Annotated in this window: 14 protein-coding genes; 4 read left to right on the forward strand and 10 right to left on the reverse strand. The window is 70.1% G+C overall.

From position 1 onward, the window contains the following. Nucleotides 1–46: 46 nt before the first annotated feature. The 7 genes from OG524_RS01540 to OG524_RS01570 form a co-directional block, all read right to left on the reverse strand. Nucleotides 47–1,123, reverse strand: a complete 1,077-nt coding sequence (locus OG524_RS01540; RefSeq protein ID WP_405808678.1) for an aldose epimerase family protein — start codon at nt 1,121–1,123, stop codon at nt 47–49. Beyond that, nucleotides 1,123–2,148, reverse strand: coding sequence for a LacI family DNA-binding transcriptional regulator (locus OG524_RS01545; RefSeq protein WP_405392797.1), 1,026 nt, complete (start codon nt 2,146–2,148; stop codon nt 1,123–1,125). Before OG524_RS01545 ends, OG524_RS01540 begins: the two co-directional genes overlap by 1 nt. Nucleotides 2,149–2,204: 56 nt before the next feature. Further along, on the reverse strand, nt 2,205–3,263 hold the full coding sequence (locus OG524_RS01550; RefSeq protein ID WP_405392796.1) for an ABC transporter permease: 1,059 nt from the start codon (nt 3,261–3,263) through the stop codon (nt 2,205–2,207). Further along, nucleotides 3,260–4,276 (reverse strand): ABC transporter permease, encoded by a 1,017-nt coding sequence (locus OG524_RS01555; protein ID WP_405392795.1) that lies wholly within the window; start codon nt 4,274–4,276, stop codon nt 3,260–3,262. The genes OG524_RS01550 and OG524_RS01555 overlap by 4 nt, the downstream gene beginning before the upstream one ends. After that, nucleotides 4,273–5,940, reverse strand: a complete 1,668-nt coding sequence (locus tag OG524_RS01560; protein ID WP_405808681.1) for a sugar ABC transporter ATP-binding protein — start codon at nt 5,938–5,940, stop codon at nt 4,273–4,275. The genes OG524_RS01555 and OG524_RS01560 overlap by 4 nt, the downstream gene beginning before the upstream one ends. 101 nt (nt 5,941–6,041) lie before the next feature. Then, nucleotides 6,042–7,127, reverse strand: a complete 1,086-nt coding sequence (locus tag OG524_RS01565) for an ABC transporter substrate-binding protein (RefSeq protein WP_405392793.1) — start codon at nt 7,125–7,127, stop codon at nt 6,042–6,044. A 690-nt stretch (nt 7,128–7,817) separates the two neighbouring features. Then, entirely contained in the window at nt 7,818–8,099 is a 282-nt protein-coding gene (locus OG524_RS01570; protein ID WP_405808683.1) for a hypothetical protein, read from the reverse strand. A gap of 81 nt (nt 8,100–8,180) precedes the next feature. Here OG524_RS01570 and OG524_RS01575 point away from each other — a divergent pair, with 81 nt between their 5' ends. Next, on the forward strand, nt 8,181–10,532 hold the full coding sequence (locus OG524_RS01575) for an AbfB domain-containing protein (RefSeq protein WP_405392791.1): 2,352 nt from the start codon (nt 8,181–8,183) through the stop codon (nt 10,530–10,532). A gap of 63 nt (nt 10,533–10,595) precedes the next feature. Here OG524_RS01575 and OG524_RS01580 read toward each other — a convergent pair whose 3' ends face one another. Next, complete coding sequence (locus OG524_RS01580) at nt 10,596–13,922, reverse strand: LamG-like jellyroll fold domain-containing protein (protein WP_405808686.1); 3,327 nt, start codon at nt 13,920–13,922, stop codon at nt 10,596–10,598. Between the two features lie 168 nt (nt 13,923–14,090). Next, nucleotides 14,091–16,526, reverse strand: a complete 2,436-nt coding sequence (locus tag OG524_RS01585) for a GH92 family glycosyl hydrolase (RefSeq protein ID WP_405808688.1) — start codon at nt 16,524–16,526, stop codon at nt 14,091–14,093. A gap of 213 nt (nt 16,527–16,739) precedes the next feature. On the opposite strand from OG524_RS01585, the gene OG524_RS01590 reads away from it, so the two are divergent. Next, nucleotides 16,740–17,480 (forward strand): VOC family protein, encoded by a 741-nt coding sequence (locus OG524_RS01590; RefSeq protein ID WP_405808690.1) that lies wholly within the window; start codon nt 16,740–16,742, stop codon nt 17,478–17,480. A 981-nt stretch (nt 17,481–18,461) separates the two neighbouring features. Here OG524_RS01590 and OG524_RS01595 read toward each other — a convergent pair. After that, a complete protein-coding gene (locus OG524_RS01595) occupies nt 18,462–19,358 on the reverse strand; it encodes a LuxR C-terminal-related transcriptional regulator (RefSeq protein ID WP_405392787.1) in 897 nt (298 codons plus the stop codon). 399 nt (nt 19,359–19,757) lie between these two features. On the opposite strand from OG524_RS01595, the gene OG524_RS01600 reads away from it, so the two are divergent. Continuing rightward, on the forward strand, nt 19,758–20,327 hold the full coding sequence (locus OG524_RS01600) for a DUF4240 domain-containing protein (RefSeq protein ID WP_405393383.1): 570 nt from the start codon (nt 19,758–19,760) through the stop codon (nt 20,325–20,327). Between the two features lie 212 nt (nt 20,328–20,539). Further along, the gene (locus tag OG524_RS01605; protein WP_079076564.1) at nt 20,540–20,872 is read left to right on the forward strand and encodes a type II toxin-antitoxin system PemK/MazF family toxin; all 333 of its coding nucleotides are present in this window, start codon (nt 20,540–20,542) and stop codon (nt 20,870–20,872) included. Nucleotides 20,873–21,085: the final 213 nt, after the last annotated feature.

A 21,085-nucleotide genomic window follows, 5' to 3' on the forward strand; every position in this document is an offset into this window, starting at 1 on the left:
GGCGTGACGGGTGCGCCGTGTGCGCGCCCGTCACGCCTTTCCCGGTTCAGAGCCCCAGGTGCGGGAAGCGCATCTCGGTACGGCTCCGCGCGGTCCCGCCGGGGCGCAGTACGGTGCTGGGCTGGTCCGGCCGGTTGGGCGAGTCGGGCAGGTGCTGGGTCTCCAGGCAGACCGCGCCGTGGCGTTCCTGCCGCCGGCCGTCCGCGTCGGTGAACGAGCCGTCGAGCCGGTTGGCGGTGTAGACCTGGATGCCGGGCTCCGTCGTCCACACCTCCAGGACACGGGCCTCGCCGGGGGCGGTGAGCCGGGCGGCGCGGCGCAGCCCGCCGACCGGTCCGGCGCCGGGCTCGCGGAGCACCCAGCAGTGGTCGAAGCCGCCCGCCAGGCGCAGCTGTTCGTCGTCCAGCGCCAACCGCTCCCCCAGTACGCGCGCCGCCGTGAGGTCGAACGCGGTGCCCCGCACCCCGGCCGGCGGTCCCAGGGGGATGCCGTCGCCGTCCACCGGGAGATAGGTGTCGGCGTCGACCTCCAGCCGGTGGCCGAGGACGTCGTCGCGGCCGGCCAGGTCGAAGTAGGCGTGGTTGGTGAGGTTGACGACCGTGGCGCGGTCGGTGACCGAGGCGTAGTCGACGGCCAGCGCGCCCGTGGTGTCGAGGGTGTACGTGACGGTGACGTCCAGGGCTCCGGGGAAGCCCATGTCGCCGTCGGGGCTGTGCAGGGTCAGCCGTACGGACGCGGTGGTGTCCGTGCTGTCGCCGGTGGCGTCCCACACCTTGGTGTGGAAGCCGTCGGGGCCGCCGTGCAGTGCGTGGCCGCGGTCGTTGGCGGGGATGTGGTGCGTGGCCCCGTCCAGGGAGAAGCGGCCGTGCGCGATGCGGTTGGCGTAGCGGCCGACGACGGCGCCGAAGTACGGGTGCTTCCCGGTGTAGTCGTCGATCGTGGCGAGCGAGCGGACGACCGAGGCCGCGGTGCCCGCGGTGTCGGGCACTGTCAGGCGGTGCAGGGAGGCGCCGTAGGTGAGTACCTCGGCCCGGACGCCCGTTCCGGAGTCGAGGGTCCACAGGCCGGTCCCGGTCCCGTGGGCGGAGCCGAACGGTGTGCGGTGCACGGTGGGGCGCGGCATCAGAGGTCCTTGGGGGGAACGGGCGCGGTGGATTCCCGGACGATGAGGCGGTAGCCGGGGCGCGGCCTGCGTGGTTCGGCGACCGGCTTTCCCGACAGCCGTTCGACGAGGCTGTCGACGGCGAGCCGGGCAATGGCTTCCTTGTCCGGGGCGATGGTCGTGAGTGTGGTGGTTCCGTAGCTGCTCTCCTCGATGTCGTCGAAGCCGACGACGGCGATGTCGGCCGGGATCCGCAGTCCGCGTTCGGTGATGGTCCGCATCGCGCCGATGGCGATGAGGTCGTTGTAGGCGAACACGGCGTCGGGGCGTTCCCCCCGGTCCAGGAGGGCGGCCATGCCCGTGGCCCCGTCCGCGCGGCCGTAGCCGTCGGTGACCACGACCAGGGACTCGTCCGCCTCCAGTCCGGCGGCGGCGAGCTCCTCGCGCCAGCCCCGCAGGCGCAGGTGCGCGGGCTGGCGCTCCCGGCCGGTGCGGGAGCCGAGGAAGGCGATCCTGCGGTGGCCCATGCCGACGAGGTGGCGTACGGCGGCACGGGACGCCGCCACGTTGTCGATGGCGATGTGGTCGTACGGTGCCTCGTACTCGCGTTCGCCCAGCAGGACCAGCGGTGCCGTCTCGGTACGTGCCATGAGGTCCTCGGTCTCCAGATGGATGGGGCTGAGGATGAGGCCGTCGATGACATGGGACCGGAATCCCTGGCTGACCAGGAGCTCCTTCTCCCTGAGGCCGGCGGTGTGGTCGACCAGGACGGTGTAGTCGTGCCGCGCGGCGGCGTCGACGACCGCGCCGGCGAGCTCGGCGAAGTACGGGTTGCCGAATTCGGGTACGGCGAGGGCGATGATGCCGGTGCGGCCCTTGCGCAGGTGGCGGGCGGTGAGGTTCGGCCGGTAACCGAGCTCGTCGATCGCCTGCTGAACCTTGGCGCGCATCGCGGGTGTGACGTGCTGATAGTTGTTCACCACGTTCGACACGGTCTTGATGGACACGCCCGCCCGTTGCGCAACGTCCTTGAGGCTGACGCCCACGGCACTCCTTGGATCGACTCGGCTCGATGGTTCGGTTCGGCACAGCTGGTCCGTCGTCAGGTGCTTCTGCGACTGCGCGCCAGATAGCGCTGGGCCACCACGACAACGATAAGGAAACCTCCGCTGACCACCGACTGGTACGAGGAGTTGAGCGAGCCGATCTGATTGATCAGGTTCTGGATGACGGCGAGCAGCAGGACGCCCCAGAGGGTGCCGCTGATCGAGCCCGCGCCGCCGATGAGCAGGGTGCCGCCGATGACGACGGCGGAGATCGCGTCGAGTTCCATGCCCACGCCGACGATGGTGACGCCGGAGGAGAGCCTGGCCGCGTTCAGCGCGCCGGCGAGGCCGGCCAGCAGGCCGCTGAGGGTGTAGACGAGGATCTTCGTGCGGGCGACGGGCAGGCCCATCAGGGTGGCCGCGTCGCTGCTGCCGCCCACGGCGAAGAGCGTCTGCCCGAACGAGGTGCGCTGGAGGACGACCCCGCCGGCCCCGAAGAGCACCAGTGCGATGAGGATCGGGTGGCCGAAGCCCCAGACGCTGCCCTGGCCCAGCTCGCCGAAGGCGGAGTCCTTGGGCACCAGGTAGGTGGTGGCGCCCTCGTCGGTGATGGCGAGCAGCAGGCCGCGGGCGCCGAGCAGGGTGGCGAGGGTGACGATGAAGGGTGCCATGTTGCCCCGCGCGATCAGGAGCCCGTTGAGCAGTCCGATCGCGCCGCACGCCACGAGGGGGACGAGCAGTGCGGCGAGGAAGCCGTACTGCGAGGCCCATGCTGCGAGGACTCCTCCGAGGGCGAAGACCGATCCGACGGACAGGTCGATGCCGCCGGTGATGATGACCATCGTCATGCCGAGCGCGACCACGGCGAGGAACGACGCCTGGATGGTGATGCCGCGCGCGTTGTCCAGGGACGCGAACGTCGGGTAGATGAACGAGGCGGCGATGACGACGGTCAGCAGGACCGCCAGCACGCCCTGGCGCTGGAGGAGTTCGGCGACGCGCGCCCTGGTGTTCGGCCCGGAGGCGGTGGGGCGGGGCCCCTCGCCGGGTGCTGCCGTCTTCCGCGTGGCCGGAACCGCGGGCGCTGCTGCGGGTGCGGGTGTGGTTTCGTTCATCGGGACCGACGCTCCCGGGCGACGTAGACGGCGGCGATGATGATGGCCGCCTGGGCGATCTGTGCGGTGGAGTCGGGCAGGTCGTGCTTGACGAGCGTGGCGCGCAGCAACTGCATCAGCAGCGCTCCGGCCACGGTGCCGAGGACCCGGATGGATCCGCCGTTGAGCGGTGTGCCGCCGACGACGACGGCCGTGATGGCGGAGAGTTCCATGAGGGTGCCGAGCGAGGACGGGTCGCTCGCCGTGAGCCTTGCCGTGGCGAGGATGCCGGCGAGGGCGGCGAGGACACCGCACAGGACGTACACGCCGATGAGGACGCGCTTGACGGGAAGTCCCGCCAGGGCCGCGGCGGAGCGGTTGCCGCCGACGGCGACGATCTGCCGGCCGAAGGTGGTGCGCTGCACCAGGAAGGCGACGGCGACGGCGAGCACCCCGGCGATCAGGACGACGAGCGGGATGCCGAGGAAGGACCCCGTTCCCAGCGACAGCAGGTCGGGGTTGACGATCTGCTTGAGCTGGCCGTCGGCCATGACCAGGGCCAGTCCCCGGCCGCCGACGAACAGGGCGAGTGTGGCCACGATGGGCTGCAGCCCGATGAGGGAGACCAGGGTTCCGTTGACCGCTCCGACGACGGCGCCCGCCAGGAGCGCGACGACGAGCGCGGGCACGAGCCCGTATCCGAGGTAGAGCGGCAGGAAGGCGGCGGCCAGTGCCATGGTCGAGCCGACGGACAGGTCGACGCCCTCGGTGCCGATGACCAGGGCCATGCCCAGGGCGACGATGACGATGGGGGCGACCTGGACGAGCTGGGTGCGGAAGTTGTCGGCCGTCATGAAGTGGTCGGTGAACAGGGCGTTGAAGAGCAGCACCACCGCCACGGCGACGTACACGCCGTACTCCTGGTACCAGGCCGGGTCACGCAGCCGGGCCAGCTGGCCTGTGGACCTGGCGGGTTTTCCGGGATCGGCGGGCTGTGCGGGCCCCACGGGCGGGGAGACGGCGGCCTGGGTCATCGGGGGTCCTCCTGTGCGGCCGGGGCCTTGTCCTCCGGCGCCGGTCCATGAGACGCCGGTGCGTCAGGCGCCGGTACGTCAGGCGCCGGTACGTCAGGCGCCGGTGCGTGGTCGGCGAGTACTTCGAGCAGCCGGCCCTCGGCCACGTCGTCGCCGGCCAGCTCGCCCGCGACAGCTCCGCCGCGCAGGACGACGATCCGGTCGGCGCCCTCGATGAGCTCCTCGATGTCGGAGGAGATGAGCAGGACGGCCAGGCCCTCGCGGGCGAGGTCGTCGATGAGGCTCTGGACCTCGGCCTTGGCGCCGACGTCGATGCCCCGGGTGGGTTCGTCCAGGAGCAGGACCTTGGGTTCGAGGCAGAGCCAGCGGGCGAGCAGGACCTTCTGCTGGTTGCCGCCGGAGAGTTCCCCGACCTTCTGCTCGGGGCTCGACGCCTTGATCCGCAGGCGCTTCATGAAGATGTCGACGATCCGGTCCTGCTTGGCGCGGGAGACGACACCGGCCCGGGACAGGCGCGGCATGGCGGCCAGCACGATGTTCTCGCGGACGGAGAGGCCGGGGACGATTCCCTCGGCCTTGCGGTCCTCGGGCAGCAGGCTGATACCGGCGCGGATGGCGGCGGCCGGGGTGAGACGGTTCAGGGCGGTTCCGTCGACGGTGAGCGCGCCCGCGTCCAGGGGCAGGGCGCCGGACAGGGCCTTCGCCGTCTCGCTGCGGCCGGAGCCGAGGAGTCCGCCGAGGCCGAGCACTTCGCCCGCGTACAGGGACAGGGATATGTCGTGGAGGTGGTGGCGACTGGAGAGGCCGGTCGCGGTGAGCACCGGGGTACGGGCCGCTTCGTGCCCCTCCGCGGCGAAGCTGGTGACGCCGGAGCGGCGGACCTCGGCCAGGTCGCGGCCGAGCATCATCGACACGAGCTGCATCCGGTCGAGGTCGGCGAGGTCTCCGGTGTGGATGTGCCGGCCGTCGCGGAGCACGGTGACGCGGTCGCAGATCCGGTAGAGCTCGTCCATGCGGTGGCTGACGTAGAGGACGGCGATGCCCTGGCCGCGCAGGTTCCCGATGACCCGGAAGAGGGTCTCCACCTCGCGTGGTTCGAGCGAGGAGGTCGGTTCGTCCATGATGACGACCTGGGCGTTGACCGACACGGCACGGGCCAGGGCGACCATCTGCTGGGTGCCGATCCCGAGGGTGTGCAGGGGACGGCGGGGGTCGACGCGTACGCCGAATCCGTCGAGCAGTTCCGTCGTCTCCCGGTGCATGCGGGAGAAGTCGATGAGGCCGAGGCGGTTCCTGGGTTCGCGGCCGAGGAAGATGTTCCGCGCCACGCTCATCAGCGGGACGAGGTTGACCTCCTGGTAGATCGTGGAGATCCCGGCCTGCTGTGCCTCGAACGGCCGGGCGAACCGCACCGGTTCTCCCGTCATCCGCAGGTCTCCCCCGTCGGGCCGGTACACCCCGGTGAGGACCTTGATGAGGGTGGATTTACCGGCGCCGTTCTCGCCGACCAGCGCGTGCGTCTCCCCCGCGCGCAGAGAGAAGGAGACGTCGTCCAGGGCGACGACGCCGGGGAACCGTTTGCTCACCGAGCGGGCTTCGAGCACGGCGGGGGCCGTGGATCCGGCCGCCTCCGGTGCCTGAGGTACTGCTTCGGGTGGTGCCATGGGTGGTCGTGGCCTTCCGCTGTTCCGACGGGGCGGGCCCGGGGCCGCCGTGGACTCCTGCGAGTGCCACGGCGGCCGGGGCCGTTGGGGACCTGGGCGGGTCAGTACGCCCCGCCGAGCGATGCCTTGGCGTTGCTCTCGTCGTACTCGCGGTCGGTGATGATCACGTTCTCGGGGATCTCCTCGCCGCCGTAGAACTTCTGGGCGGTCGCGAAGGCGAGCGGGCCGAAGCGCGGGTTGGACTCGATGACGGCGTTGTACTCGCCGTTGACGAGGGCCTGCACGGCGTTGCGCGTACCGTCGACGGAGACGATCTTCACGTCCTTGCCGGGCTTCTTGCCGGCCGCCTTGAGCGCGGTGACGGCGCCGAGGCCCATCTCGTCGTTCTCCGCGTAGACGGCGGTGATCTCGGGCTTGGACTGGATGAGCTGTTCCATGACCTGCTGGCCCTTGTCGCGGGCGAACTCGCCGGTCTGCTGGGCCACGATCTCGATGCCGGGCGCCTCGGCCTCGATCTGGTCGACGAAGCCCTTGGTGCGGTCGGTCGTCACGTTGTTGCCGGAGGCGCCGAGGAGGATGGCGACCTTGCCCCTGCCACCGGTGGCCTTGATCATCGCGTCGGCGGCCCGCTTGCCCTGCTCGACGAAGTCGGAGCCGAGGAAGGCCACGTAGTCCTTGCAGGCCGTGGAGTTGACCTTGCGGTCGATGGTGAGGACCGGGACCTTCTTCGCCGCCGCGGCCTTGAGCGCCGGCTCGAGGCCGTCGGAGTTCAGCGGGGCGATGATGAGGAACTGGGCACCCTGGGACAGCATGTCCTGGATGTCGCTGATCTGCTTGGAGAGCTGCGACTGCGCGTTGGTGGTGAGGAGCTTCTTGACGCCGATCTTCTTGGCCTCGTCCTTGATGGACCGGGTCTCGGCGATGCGGAACGGGTTGGCCTCCTTCTCCGACTGGGAGAAGCCGACCACCGCGTCCTTCAGGTCCAACTTCGGCGCGCCGTAGGTCTCCAGCGAACAGCCGGCGCCGGAGCTCGCTTCGGGGGTCTTGGCCGCCTGGGCGCCCTGGCTGCTGTCACCGCCGGCGTTACTCGTGGTCTCCGACTTCGAGCAGCCGGAAACGGCCAGCGTGGCGGTGGCGGCCAGCAGGCAGGCCGCGGCAAGGGTACGGGATCGACGCTGGGTCATCATGCGCGGGACGCTCCTTGGCGGGATGACGGCACGCCGTTCGGCGTGCGGTCGGGCATGGCTGGACGATGCATCCACCGCTCGGCGGCAGATGGCACTGCATTCCTCACGACCCCTCTACGAGCTGCGCAAACTGTGGTCGTGAGTGCCTGTGCGGCCTCTCGGCGGCTCGGTTTACAACGTTATATAGGCGAGGTGGCGCAGGCGGCAAGAGAGTTGTCGATGCGTTTCCAAAATATGTCGCCCGGGGTCCGGGCCCCGGCGCACCGCGGGCGGGACCGGATGGCACCAGCTGTTGCGCCACCTCTGGACACCGGCCGGACGGCGTGCTGTCATACCGCCGACATCAGTTTTCTAACGTTGCAAGCATGGTGTCGCGCCGGGGCGCCCGTACGCGGCAGCCGACTTCGCCATGCACCGGAGCGCGTCCGGGCCGGTCCCGTCCCTGTCCGGCAGAGCAGAAGCGGAGCCCCCACGATGCTCCTGAACCACAGTCATGTCCCGGCCGGCACCCTGACCAGCGCCGCCGCGACCGGCCGCCGGGCCCCGACCCCCGCCCTGGCCACCGCGACCGCCGCCGGCCGCCAGGCCTCCCCCGCGCGCGGGCCACTGCTCCGGCCGGGCCCCGGCGCGCAGCACCGGGCCGGTGGAGGAGGTCACGCTCCTGCCGATGGCTGCCGCCCGGCCTCCGCATCATCTCGTTCCCCACAACGGGCCCCAGGGCGTGCCGCGGCTCGCCGACCACCGGTACCGGATCCGCGATCCGCACGCGGACAAGGTCCTCGGCGTGGACGGCATGTCCACCGCCGACCACCCCGGCAGTTCGCCCCGGACGGCGACGGCCGGCACCGCGTCCTCCACCGCCACTCCCACAAGGTCCTGGGCGTGGATGCCATGTCCACCGCCGACAGCGCCCACGTCGTCCGGTTCGCCGACGACGGCACCGATGGCCACCCCTGGCAGCTGCTCTGACACGCGTTCCGGACGCAGTTGACGTACCGCTCCCCCGCACCGCCCCGGTGCGGGGGAGTTTCCCTCTGTGAAGGAGTCGGACCGATGAACTCTCCACGTGTCCCGGGCCGCGGGCCCTGGTGGCGGAGGTTAGCCGCCGCGATCGCCTTGCCGGCCCTCGTCGCCACCGCCCTGGTGGGGGCCGGATCGGCGCCGTCCCAGGCCGCTGCCGCCGCCTGGACGCCGAAGCCCTCCCCCATGACGACACCCTGGACCGGTCAGGTGCCGGTGGACAACCCGCTCCCCGAGTACCCGCGCCCCCAGCTGACCCGTCCCGACTGGGCGAATCTCAACGGCATCTGGGACTTCGCGGTCACCGGCCGCGACGCCGGGCAGCCCTCGGCGTTCTCCGAACAGATCCGGGTCCCGTTCGTCGCGGAGTCGGCGCTCTCGGGCATCAAGCGGAAGATCACCGAGAACGACAAGCTCTGGTACAAGCGCACCTTCACGGTGCCGGCGGACTGGAACGGCCGCCGGACCGTGCTCCACTTCGGCGCCTCGGACTGGCAGACCACGGTCTGGGTCAACGGCACCCAGGTCGGGGCGCACAAGGGCGGCTTCGACTCGTTCGCGTACGACATCACGCCCCGGCTCAACGGCGGTACGAACACTGTCGTGGTCTCGGTGTACGACCCGACGCAGACCGGCGGCCAGGCCGTCGGCAAGCAGCGGATCAACGACGTGGACCCGCACCCGGGCGGCGGTATCTTCTACACCGCCGCTTCCGGGATCTGGCAGACCGTCTGGCTGGAACCCGTCGCCGCCGCGCACATCACCCGCCTGGACATGACGCCGAACCTCGGCGACAGCACGCTACGGGTCGAGGTGCGGGCGGCCGGTGCGTCCGGACGGACCGCCCGGGTCACCGTCTCCAGCGGGGGCACGGTGGTGGGCAGCGCGACCGGAACACCCGGCTCGGAGATCTCCGTGGCCGTACCGAACCCCAGGCTGTGGAGCCCGGACGACCCGTATCTGTACGACGTACGCGCCGAGCTCCTCGACGGGACAGCCGTGGTCGACTCGGTGGGCAGCTACGCGGGCATGCGGTCGATCGCGGTCGCGAAGGTCGACAACGTCCTGCGGCCCGTCCTCAACGGGAAGTTCGTCTTCCAGACCGGCACGCTCGACCAGGGCTACTGGCCCGACGGCATCTACACGGCGCCGGCCGACGCCGCCCTCAAGTCCGATCTGCAGGCTCACAAGGACCTCGGATTCAACATGGTCCGCAAGCACATCAAGGTCGAACCTCAGCGCTGGTTCTACTGGGCGGACAGGCTGGGGCTCCTCGTCTGGCAGGACATGCCCGCGATGGACACCGGCAAGACACCCGACAGCGCGGCCCGCACCCAGTGGGAGGCCGAATACCACGCCGTCATCGACCAGCACCGCAGCTCGCCCTCCGTGGTCATGTGGGTGAACCAGAACGAGGGCTGGGGGCAGTACGACCAGGCCAGGATCGCCGACGAGGTAAAGGCGTACGACCCGTCACGGCTGGTCAACAACATGAGCGGGGTCAACTGCTGCGGTTCCGTGGACGGCGGCAACGGCGACGTGGTCGACAACCACATCTACGTCGGCCCCGGCAACACCGCGCCCACCGCGACCCGGGCTGCCGTCCTCGGCGAGTTCGGCGGTCTGGGATACAAGGTCCCCGGCCACGAGTGGTATCCGGGCGGCGGTTTCAGTTACGAGGACCAGGCGAGCATCTCCGCGCTCAACAACCGCTTCGTCGGACTGCTGGACAGCATTCGCGTCGGCCAGCTGCCGGCCGGGCTCTCGGCGTCCGTCTACACCGAGATCACGGACGTGGAGAACGAGGCGAACGGGCTGCTCACCTACGACCGCCAGGTGGTCAAGGTCGACACCGCACGGGTGAAGGCCGCCAACCAGGCCCTCATCCAGGCGTCGAAGACCCCCGCCCCGCCGGTCACCCTGCCCACCGGCCAGTACAAGTCCCTACGGGTCACCACGCCCGGCCACACCAACAAGTACCTGCGGCACCAGCAGCAGCTCGCCTACACCGCTGTAGTCGACGCCGCCGGCAGCGCGCTGCTGAAGAGCGACGCCACCTGGAAGATCGTCACCGGTCTGGCGAACAGCAACTGCTACTCGCTGGAGTCCCGCAACTATCCCGGTGAATACCTGCGCCACCAGGACTTCCGGGTCCGGCGCGACGCGAACGACGGCTCCGCCCTGTTCAAGGCCGATGCCACCTGGTGCGCGGTCGCGGGTACGAACGGGGTGCGGCTGTCCAGCGCCAATCTGCCCGGCAGCTATCTGCGCCACATCGACTCCGAGGTATGGCTGGCCAGTCCCGGGGGCGGTCATGCCTGGGACAACCCGGCAACGTTCACCGAGGACACGACCTGGGCGGTGGACGCGCCCTGGGCACCGTGATCCGACCCCCGGTGAACGGGGCCGGCCCGGCAGCGTGTGCTGCCGGGCCGGCCTTCGCCGTTCCTACGGCTGTTCGCCGTCGTGGAGCGCGGTCACCTCCTGGTCGGTGAGCGCCTTGTCGTACACCTTCACCTGGTCGACGGAGCCGTTCCAGAAGTCGGTGTTGGCGCCCGACCACTTGGCGCGGCCCACGGACAGTGCGCCGGTGCTGACATCGGCGGCACCGGCCGCCGCGGTCGCGGCGAGCTCGCCGTCGACGTACAGCTTGATCTCGTCACCGCTGCGTACGCCGACCACGTGGTAGAACCGGCCGAGTTCGGGCTGGACCTCGAACCGGGCCCGGTTGCCGCCGGGGGTGGAGAAGGCGAACGCGCCCTGCCCGTACTGGAGGTAGAAGGGGTTCTCCTGGCGCCGGCCGTCCTGGCTGACGACGGTGGCGTAGTTGCCCGGGAGCGCGTCGAGCGAGGCCCAGGCCGACACGGTGTAGTCGCCGGTGGTGTCGACGACCGGTCCGTCGGTCTCGGCGTACTGACCCTGGCCGTTGAACTTCAGCGCGGAGCCCTGCACCCCGGGCGTCCAGGACGTCCCCTCGGAGAGGGCGAGGTCCTTGTGGTTCGGGCCGCTGTCGGCGGCCCGGGTGCCCTTGTTCTCGTCGAGGGACCAGGCGCCGCCGCCCTTGATCTCGTCGCGCTCGCCTGCGGCTGCACCGGCGGCGATGACCTCCTGGTTGATCTTCCGCACCTTGGCCGGGTCGACCTTGATCTCGCGGCGGTCGTACGTCCAGAGGCCGTTGAGCTCGTTCTCCAGGTCGGTCACCTGGGTGTAGATCGAGCCGGAGAGTTCGGCTCCGGCCGCCGCCAGGTAGTGCGTGCGGGTGTTCTCGACGTACTTCGCGGTCAGGGCGTCCTTGTCGGCGACACCGCTGTAGATCGCGGTGGGCGCACCGGGCCACATGCGGCCGGGGATCCGCAGGGTGAAGCCGCCGTGCTCGCCGTCGATGGCAGCGCGGGTGTCGTCCGGGAAGGCCGGATCGGTGTTGTTGTAGTCGTGGTGGTCGATGATGTCGCCCTTGCCGGAGTCACCCTTGGAGTTGCAGCAGTTGACACCGCTGTGGGCGCTGACGACACGCGAGGGGTCCGCGGCCTGGACGTTCTCGGTGATCCTGCCGGTCTCGACGCGGTCCCACTCGCCCCAGCCCTCGTTGAAGACGATCCAGGCTCCGATCGAGGGGTAGTTGTGCAGCTGCCGCATCATCTCGGCACCCTGGTCGAGGAAGGCCTTCTGGCCCTTCTCGTTGGTGATGTTGCCGGAGACGAAGTCCTGCCACACCAGGAGTCCCAGCTTGTCGGCGTGGTAGTACCAGCGCGCGGGCTCGACCTTGATGTGCTTGCGGACGGAGTTGAAGCCGAGGTCCTTCTGCGTCTTCAGGTCGAAGACCAGGGCGGCGTCGCTGGGCGCCGTGTTCAGGCCGTCGGGGTAGAAGCCCTGGTCGAGCTGGGCCAGGGAGAAGAACGGCTTCCCGTTGAGGACGAGCTTCTGGTAGCCGCCGACCTCGGCGACCGCGAAGGAGCGCATACCGAAGTAGCTGTCGACGGTGTCCTTGGAGCGGCCGTCCCTGAGGGTGACCTCCAGGTCGTACAGGTACGGGTCGTCCGGCGTCCACAGGTGCTGCCCGGCGACGGGGAGACTCAGCTCGCTGTTGGCCGCACCGGTGACGGTGCCGACGACCTTGCCCTTCCTGTCGCGGGCGACGGCGGTGACCCGGGCGGACTTCGAGGCGTCGTCGGAGTTGACCTTCAGCGCGAGCCTGCCCTTGTCGATGTCGGGCGTGGTCGTCAGGGAGTCGACCGCGGCGGGCGCGACGGGCTCCATCCAGACGGTCTGCCAGATACCGGAGGTGGCGGTGTAGAAGATGCCGCTGGGGTTCGCGGACTGCTTGCCCGTGGGCTGGTCGGCTCCCGTGGTGTCGGTGACCGCGACCACGATCTCCTGCGGGCCGCTGCCCTTGAGGGCATCGGTGATGTCGGCGCTGAAGGCCGTGTAGCCGCCGGTGTGCTCGGCGACCTGCTTGCCGTTGACCCAGACGCGCGCCTGGTAGTCGACTGCGCCGAAGTTGAGCTTCAGACGGTCGTCGCTGCTCCGCTTGCCGGCCGACCAGCTCTTGGGCACCGTGACGAGCTTGCGGTAGAACATGTGGTCTTCGTGGCGCTCGAGTCCGGAGAGCTGGGACTCGACGGGGTAGGGCACGGTGATGCGCTCGTCGAGCGACTTGCCGAAGACCGGCTGCTCACCGGCGGTGGCTCCCGCGAACTCCCACGGTCCGTTGAGGTTCTTCCAGTCGTCGCGCACCTGCTGCGGGCGGGGGTACTCGGGCAGCGGGTTCTTGCGGTCGGCCTTCTCGCCCCACGGGGTGAGCAGCCGGTGCGTGGAGAGGTTCTTCGCCCTGCGGCTGATCTCCGGGACGGTCTCGTCGCCGGCCTTCAGGCCGCCCTCACCGTCGTACGCGAACCTGACCTGCTGGCTCTTCTGGACGGCTGCGCCCAGCGTGACCATGAGCGACTTGGGGTTGCCCTTCACCGCGGACACCGACTTCACGGGCATCGGCGTCGTGTCGGCCTCGACGGTGAGGTGGTCCTTGACGCCCTCGATGTCACTGACAGCGTTGTCGAAGGTCGCCTGCAGCTTCTGGCCGTCCTCGGCGACGCTCAGCGCGACGGGGTAGACCTCGAAGTCCGCGGGCGGTGTGAACGCGGACTCGGGCACGATCTGCTTGGCGAGCTTCGCGCTGGACCAGCGCAGGAACATGTTGGCCCCGCCGATGTCCTGGAACATCTCCAGGCGGAACGTGTGCGGCTCGCCCGCCTTCAGCGCGACCGGAGAGCTGGTCTGCTCCTTGTCCCAGTCCGGTACCCAGTGGTCGATGACGGGCTTGTCGTCGATGAAGAGCCGGAACCCGTTGTCGCCGATGGCGGAGAAGGTGTAGTCACCAGTCTCCGGGGCCTCGATCTGCCCCGTCCAGCGGGCGGTGGTGTGCTCGGTCCTTCCGGTGGCCGACTCGAACGCGCCGGTCAGGCCCGGGAAGTTGATCTCCGGGTCGAGCGCCACGGCTCCGAGCTTCGCGAAGTCACGGGCGCCCGGGGCCGACATGGCGAAGTACTCGCCCTTGAGACCGTGCGGCTCGGTGGAGGGGTCCTCCTTCACGAACGCCGAGGCGGTGGCGGCCCCTTCGGCGGGGGCCGCCGCGGCGGCCGGGACCAGGGTGGCCCCGACGGGAAGCAGCAGCGCCGCGGTACAGGCGAGCGTTCTGAAAAGCGTGCGGGGGCGGACTAGTTGTCGAATCAAGGCGTCGTCCTCGTCGAAGAAGCCGAAGTGCTCCGAACCGCGAAGCACTGCACATAGTCGAACATTGAGCCACAGCCTCAAACACCTGACAACGGTCGTGCACGCAGAATTTTCAACGATAGAAAATTCGCTCCCCACCACCGGCCCCGGCGGGCAGGCCGAGCCCGGTGGGCGGCGCGCCGCCCACCGGGCTCGGGCCCGGGGCCCGTCGCTCCGCTACTGCGGCAGACCCGCAGGTCCGGTGGCCCACGTGGTGTTCGGCCGGTCGGCCAGCCGGTAGGTCAACGACCCGCCCCTGGTGACCAGTCGCGCGTCGGTCCAGGACCTGTCGCCCGGCCGTCCGTCGACCGTGACCGCGTCGATGTACGGATGTGTCGCGTCGGCCTCCGGGGCCGTGATCCCGATGTCCTTGCCCTGGGGCCGGTCGATCACCGCGGCCGGGAAGAGCGGGGCACCCAGGAGCATCGTGGCGCTGCCCGGCGTCTGCGGGTATATGCCGAGGGCCGAGAACACGTACCAGGCGGACATGGTGCCGAGATCGTCGTTGCCCGGCAGACCGCGCGGACCGGTCCCGTACACCGTGTTCACGATCTCCCGCACGGTCTCCTGGGTCTTCCACGGCTTCCCCAGGGCGTTGTAGAGCCAAGGGGCGTGGATGCCGGGTTCGTTGGTCGGGTCGTAGCGCAGCGCGTCGCCGCCCTTCACCGACCAGGAGCCGTCCGCCTTGTGGAAGAAGGCGTCCAGCCTCTTGGCCGCGGTGTCCCGGCCGCCCATCGCGGCCGCCAGCCCTTGCACGTCCTGCGGGACCATCCAGGTGTACGTGGCACTGGTGCCCTGGGCGAAGCCGCGGTCGCTGCCGGGGCTGAACGGGGTCACCCAGGAGCCGTCGAGGTTGCGTGCCTGGATGTAGCCGGTCGTCCCTGCGCCGTCGCCGGCCTCGGGGTTGAACACGTTGCGCCACCAACGGCCGCGCGCGTCGAAGACGTCGGCCTCCTCGTCACGCCCCAGCAGCCGGGCCCAGCGGCCCAGTGCGGCGTCGGCGACCGCGTCCTCCAGCGTCTCGGCGGCGCCGCCCCAGCAGTGACAGACGTCCTGGGGTGCGTAGTGGGACTCCAGGTACTGCGCGAGGTTGGGCCGCTGGCCGGTGCACTGGCCGGGGCACCCGGCGTCCGAGAGGCCGTCGGGGTGGGGCACCGTGGCCTGTCGGGCCAGGGACTCGAAGGCGCCCTCGTAGTCGAAGTTGCGTACGCCCATCGCGTAGAACGTGGCGAGGGTGGCCGCCGTGGGATCGCCCGTCATCACGTGCGTGGCACCGTTGACGTGCACCCAGCGGTCCCACACCCCGCCGTTCTGCCGGGCGAAGTTGTACAGGGACTGGGCGAAGTCGCCCGCGATCCTCGGCTTGAGGAGGGCGAGGAGCTGGATCTGGGCGCGGTACTGGTCCCAGCCGGAGAAGTTGCTGTACTGCGCCCCCTGCCCGCGCGTCACACGGTGCGGTTTCCCGTCCATGCCCGGGTAGCGGCCGTCGGTGTCGCTGATCAGGTTGGGCTGCATCAGCGAGTGGTACAGCGCGGTGTAGAAGGTGGTGCGCTGCGCGTCGGTCCCGCCGCCCGTGCGTACGGAGGTCAGTTCCTGGTCCCAGGCACGGGATCCGGCCCGGGCGACATCGTCCACGCCTGACTTCGGCGCTATCTCCTTGCGGAGGTTGGCCTCCGCTCCGGCCTGGCTGACGTAGGAGATCCCGATCCGCATGCGGACGTCGTCATCGGCGGTGGTGTCGAAGCCGACCCATCCGCCGGACCCGCGTCCGGCCCGGTCGGCCCCGGTGGCGTACCCCTCGCCGCCGCTCGCGGTGGTCGAGCCGGGTGCGAGGGTGCCGTCCTTCCAGGTACCGGTGGAGGCGAAGTCCCGGTCGAAGGAGGCGCTGAAGTAGAGCCGGTAGTAGCTCTTGCGGTTGTTGGTGCCACCGTTGGCGCGCCGTCCGCAGAACGCCCCGGTCAGCACCGAACCGGTCACCTTTCGGTGTGCGGTGTCGATCTCGACCTCGGCGTCCTCGCTGCCGTTGAGGGAGTTGGACACCCGGAAGAGCAGGTTGGCGGGCTTGCCGGCCGGGAAGCTGAAGTCGGCCACGCCCGCGCGCTTGCTCACCGCGAGGTCGGCCGAGGCGCCGGAGTCCAGGCCGAGGGTGTAACGGCCGGGCACCGCACGCTCGTTGTCGTGCGAGAAGTTCGCCGCGTACACGGCGTCCTTCGTATCGGCGGACGGCGACGTGGTGACGTCTCCGACGAACGGCATGATCGGCACATCGCCCGCGGCGCCCGGATTGCACCCGGCACCGTTGACATGGGTGAGGCTCAGTCCGCGCAGGCGGGTGGCCCCGTACTCGTAACCGTTCGCCGCCCCGGTGCTGGTCTGGTCGCCGGTCGTGCTGGTCGGGGACCAGGCGATCATGCCGTACGGGAGGGTGGCGCCCGGGAAGGTGTTGCCGCCGTTCGCACTGCCGATCAGCGGGTCCACATAGGCGGTGGGTCGGGTGACGAGCGCGTCGGCCTGTGCGGCCGGCGGTGTGACGGCAGCGGCCAGGGCGCCGGTGATGACGATCGCGGCGGCTCGCGCACCGAAGCGCCGGGCCGCGGGCGGTCTGGGGGGCATGTCATACCTTCCGCAGGGTGGACAACGTTGTCGGGCGTCGTTCTCCGGCGCCCCCACGTTGATCGTTGCGCGGCCGAGCGTAGGTCCCCGCCGGCCCGGGGGAAAGCCCTGCGCGGACTCCCACCGGTGAACGAGTGGTGAACGAACCGGCCGGGCGGGCACCCTGGCACGGTGGCAGCGCCTGCCATGAACCCGACTTCCCGAAGGAGCGACGTGATTCGCTGGACCTACGCTTTCATCGACCGCCCGACAGCCGCTGTCGGCCTCGCCCGCGCATTCTGGGCCGAGGTCACGGGGACGCACGAGTCCGCGCCGTGGGGCGACCGGGGCGAGTTCACCACGCTGCTCCCCGACGGAACCGACGGGGCCGACGCCTGCCTGGCGGTGCAGGCCGTCGGCGGGGCGGGCGGCGCCCATCCGGATCTGGCGGTCGAGGACCTGCCGGCGTTCACCGCGCGGGCCACCGAGTTGGGCGCCGTGGTGGCAGCACGGAAGCCGGGGCTGAATGTGCTGCGCTCCCCCGGCGGTCAGCGGTTCTGTGTCGTTCCCTGGCGTGGCCAGAAGGTGCGCCCGCCGGTCCTCGCCGCCCGCGGGGGTCCCGAGAGCCGGCTGGACCAGCTCTGCCTCGATGTCGCACCGGCCGCGTTCGATGCCGAGGTCGCCTTCTGGGCGGCTCTGACGGAATGGGAGTCGACTCCGGGTGATCACAAGGAGTTCCACGCGCTGCGCCCGCACCTGGACCTGCCGGTGCACCTGCTGCTCCAGCGCCTGGACGAGGCCCGCCCTGCCTCGGCGCACCTGGACATCGCCTGCCCCGACCTCGCTGCGGGACAGGCCTGGCACGAGCGGTGCGGCGCCACGCTCGTCCGCCAGGGCCCCGCGTGGACAGTGCTGCGGGACCCTGCCGGCGGCGTCTACTGCCTCACGCGGCGCGACCCGGTGACGGGCGACTGACCGGGCGTCCTTCGGCCGAGCCGGATTTGAACTGCTGCGCAGATTAATCTTGCTCCAGTAGTTCGCGACGGTGCTGGTCTGTCGCTGGTCGCCGCGCTACGCAACCGGCCACTCCGCTGAGTGCCGCCAGGCATCGGAGACGGAACACCTCCACAGCCAAGGCCTGCCGGGTGCCGGACAACCCGGCCCGCGCATGGCAACACCGGAATCCTTGCAGCCACTCGGCTGCGTCAGCCGCCAACTGGTGGACGGCCGCCACTCGTACTGGCCGGCGCCCGACGGCCGACACCGCCGGGGTGAGCAAGGCCATCGCCCGCCTCCAGCACCGGGAAACGTGTGCCGGGCACCAACTCCAGGGCGCACAGGACCGCGTCGACAGCTTCGCGCCGATGCGAAGGCAGAGGAATCTTCGTCACGATGGAGGTCTCCGTCCGTAAGAGGAGCGTCATGCGCGCCCGGTCCGGCACTCGATCTCCGCGTCCACGGACTGCGCCCACCGGCCGGTCTACGCCTGGAGGTCTTTGTCGTCGTCGGCCGGGACGTTGATCACCTCGGTCTGGAGACGGGGTGGACGACTGCGTGACCAAGCCCTTCAGTCCCCCGCGAACTCGTCCTGCGCGCCGACTCCGTGCTGCGCCGCGTCAGGGCGGCCGCAACACCCACCGGGAGCTCCGCACTGCTCGAAAGCGCGGCTCTCGGCCTCGACCCTGTGACCAGACGCGCGACGTGGGAGGGTATGCGCCGGTGCTCACCCTGCGGGAGTTCGACCTGCTCGCACTCCTCCTGCGCCACCCGGGGCGGGTGTTCATCCGGGAGGAGCAGATGTGCGGTATCCGGGGCTGGGACTTCGGAGCAGCTGCACCACCTGCTAGCAGCTCTCCCCGACAACACACGACACCGGGATCAGGACAACCCAACGGCGTCCTAGCAGGCACCATCCGACAGGTAGGCGCGCGTGCGGACGGCCGAGCCTCGCGGGCCTCAGCCGCCTGCCCCGTGTTCCGGCCCCAGCCACCCGCGTCGACCCGCACGCAGTGCGATCTGGAAGCGGGTCTTCGCGCCCAGCGCGTTGCCCGCGTCGGTGACGTGCTTCTGCACGGTGCGGCGGCTCACCTTCAGCACCCGGGCGATGGAGTCGTCCTTCAGGCCGGTGGCCATCAGCCGGAGGATCTCACGTGTCCGCTCGTCGACCCGGGGCACGTCCGGACCGTCCGGGCGGCTCTGGTCCTCTGAACCGTCCGCGCCACCGGGGCCGTTCACCCCGCCCGGCACCGGCCAGTCGTCCCGGCTCTCCAACGACACCGGCGTAGCCGCCGCCCACACGCTCTCGAACAGCGCCGCCAGCGTCTCCACCAGTGCGGAGGAGTGGACCACCAGCGACCCCGCCTCCGGCCGGTCGCTGCGCATCGGCAGCAGCGCCGCCGTCCGGTCGAAGATCACCAGCTTCACCGGCAGCCACGAGGCCAGGCGCAGCTCCCCGCCCTCCGCCGTACCCCGTAGCGCCGTCTCCAGCGAGACCGCGTCGGTGAACCCGTCCGTCTCGTACACCGAACGCAGCCGCACCCCCGCCACCACGCCCAGATCGCCCGAGGACACCTCGGCGCCCGTCACGTACGGCGGCTTCGCCAGGTGCAGCACCTGCACCGAACTCTGCTTCAGGAGCTGGATGTAGCGCGCAGACACCTCCTCCTCGTGCTCCAGTACCTCCATCAGGTGCGCCGCCCGAGGACCTGATATCGCCTCGTACGTCTCCTGGAGCCGCTCCAAGAACCTCTCGGCCTCGGCCAGTTCGGCCCGGCGGCGGGCAAGTATCGCGCCGAGCGACGAGCGCGGCGGACTCGCGGCCCAGCGCACCGGCCGCCCGTCGAGCCGTATCACCAGCAGGGCGGGCGCCCTCCAGCCGCCGCAGCGCCTCCTCGGCCTCGCGCGGCGAGATTCCGGTGGCCTCCGCGACCGTGGCCGCGTCCGCCGACGGCGCACCCACCAGGTGCTCAAGCACCCGTCCGCTGATTGCTTCCAGACCGGCTGCAGCCCACGGGCTGTCCGGGATGACGTCCATACGGTCTGACACTCCTGTGCACGGGGCCGGGCGAGGCCGGTCCGAACCGATGCTGAAGCTCAACGGGTTCCGACGGTAGGTCCGCCGGGACGACTCAGCACATGTAGGTAATTAAGCGAACACACGCACCGGAGATCTTGTTCCGGCCGCCGCGTCCCGCGGGATTGATCACGCAACCAGGCGTGGGGTTTCGAAGCGCCTGGCATACTCAGGCCGTGATGGATGTCGAGGAGTTCTGGGCCCTGATAGACAAGGCATGCGCCGAGGTTGACGCGCTGGAACTGGACTTCGACGATCGGCGCAACGCGATCGAGCGCGCGTGCGAGAAGCGGCTTGCGAGCCGCACGCCTGCCGAGATCGTCCAGTTTTCCCTGCGCCAGTGGCAGCTGCGCGACCATGCTTACCGGTACGACCTGTGGGCGGCGACGTTCCTCATCGAAGGCTGGTGGTCCGACGACGGGTTTATGGACTTCCGTGAGGGTCTCATCTCGCTCGGCCGGCACTGGTACGAGCGCGCGCTCGCCGATCCGGACTCTCTCGCTGACCATCCGGCTGTGCGGGACGGCGGGGACGTGCTCATCGGGAACGAGGACTTCAACCAGGTGGCCCACCGGGCCTACCAACGTCTCACGGGTGAGGCGGACGGGCTCAACGAGGCGCTGGAGGCTTCCCCGGAAGCTGGCCCGCTCAGCGCTATTACCGAGCCGGCCGGAGTTCGGTGGGACGTCGCCGACGGCGATGAGATGCGTCGCCGCCTGCCACGCCTCGCCGGAATCTTTCTGGACTGATACTCCGGCGGGTGGATCCTGATCACGCCGGCGGGGCCGGTGCGGACGTGGGTGCCGCCACTGTTGATCATCGGTGTGTGAAGACAAACGATCACGCGGTGGCCGCAGGTCACAGCGTAGACCCCGCCCGCTGGCAGGACGCATTCGAGTGCCTGGAGTAGGCGGCGGTCGAAGGGGCGACGCAGGCGCGCCGTCCCGTATCAGGAGGACATATGCGACGTGGCGAAGTCTGGTGGGCAGATTTCAACGAGCAGCGGGCAGTCGTACTGCTGTCGGGAGAAGAGGCGTCCGGTTTCTTGGCGATGCAGGTCGTCGCTCCCGCGGGCACCGATCTCAGCGGCGTGGCCGTTGAGGTGGCAGTAGGCGCCCCCGAAGGACTGCCTCTCGAAGGCGTCCTGAGAGTCGCACTTCCACGTCCCGACCTCATCCCTTGCACTTGGCTGGTCACCCTGGCCAGGGAAGACCTGATTGGGCAGGCGGGCGTCCTGCCGTCCGCGAAGCTCAGCGAGATCGAGGATGCCCTTCGTCTCGGTGGACTCAAGTAGGCAGAGAGGGGTGGATGCCGCAGATGGCGCGGGCCGGTCTCGTCGAGATGGTCAATGGTGGCCGCGCCATATCAGCGGCGCCCCCGCTCACAAGATCACGATCTACGGCTGGAGTACTAGTACTCCAGCCGTGCTTCTTCATTTGTCCTGGTCGCAGGGTCTTTTTGGAGTCTGGTTGGCTGACGCTCCATCAGGTGGGCGGAGGTTCGTGAC

The organism is Streptomyces sp. NBC_01520 (assembly GCF_045040375.1).
Classification (GTDB): Bacteria; Actinomycetota; Actinomycetes; order Streptomycetales; family Streptomycetaceae; genus Streptomyces.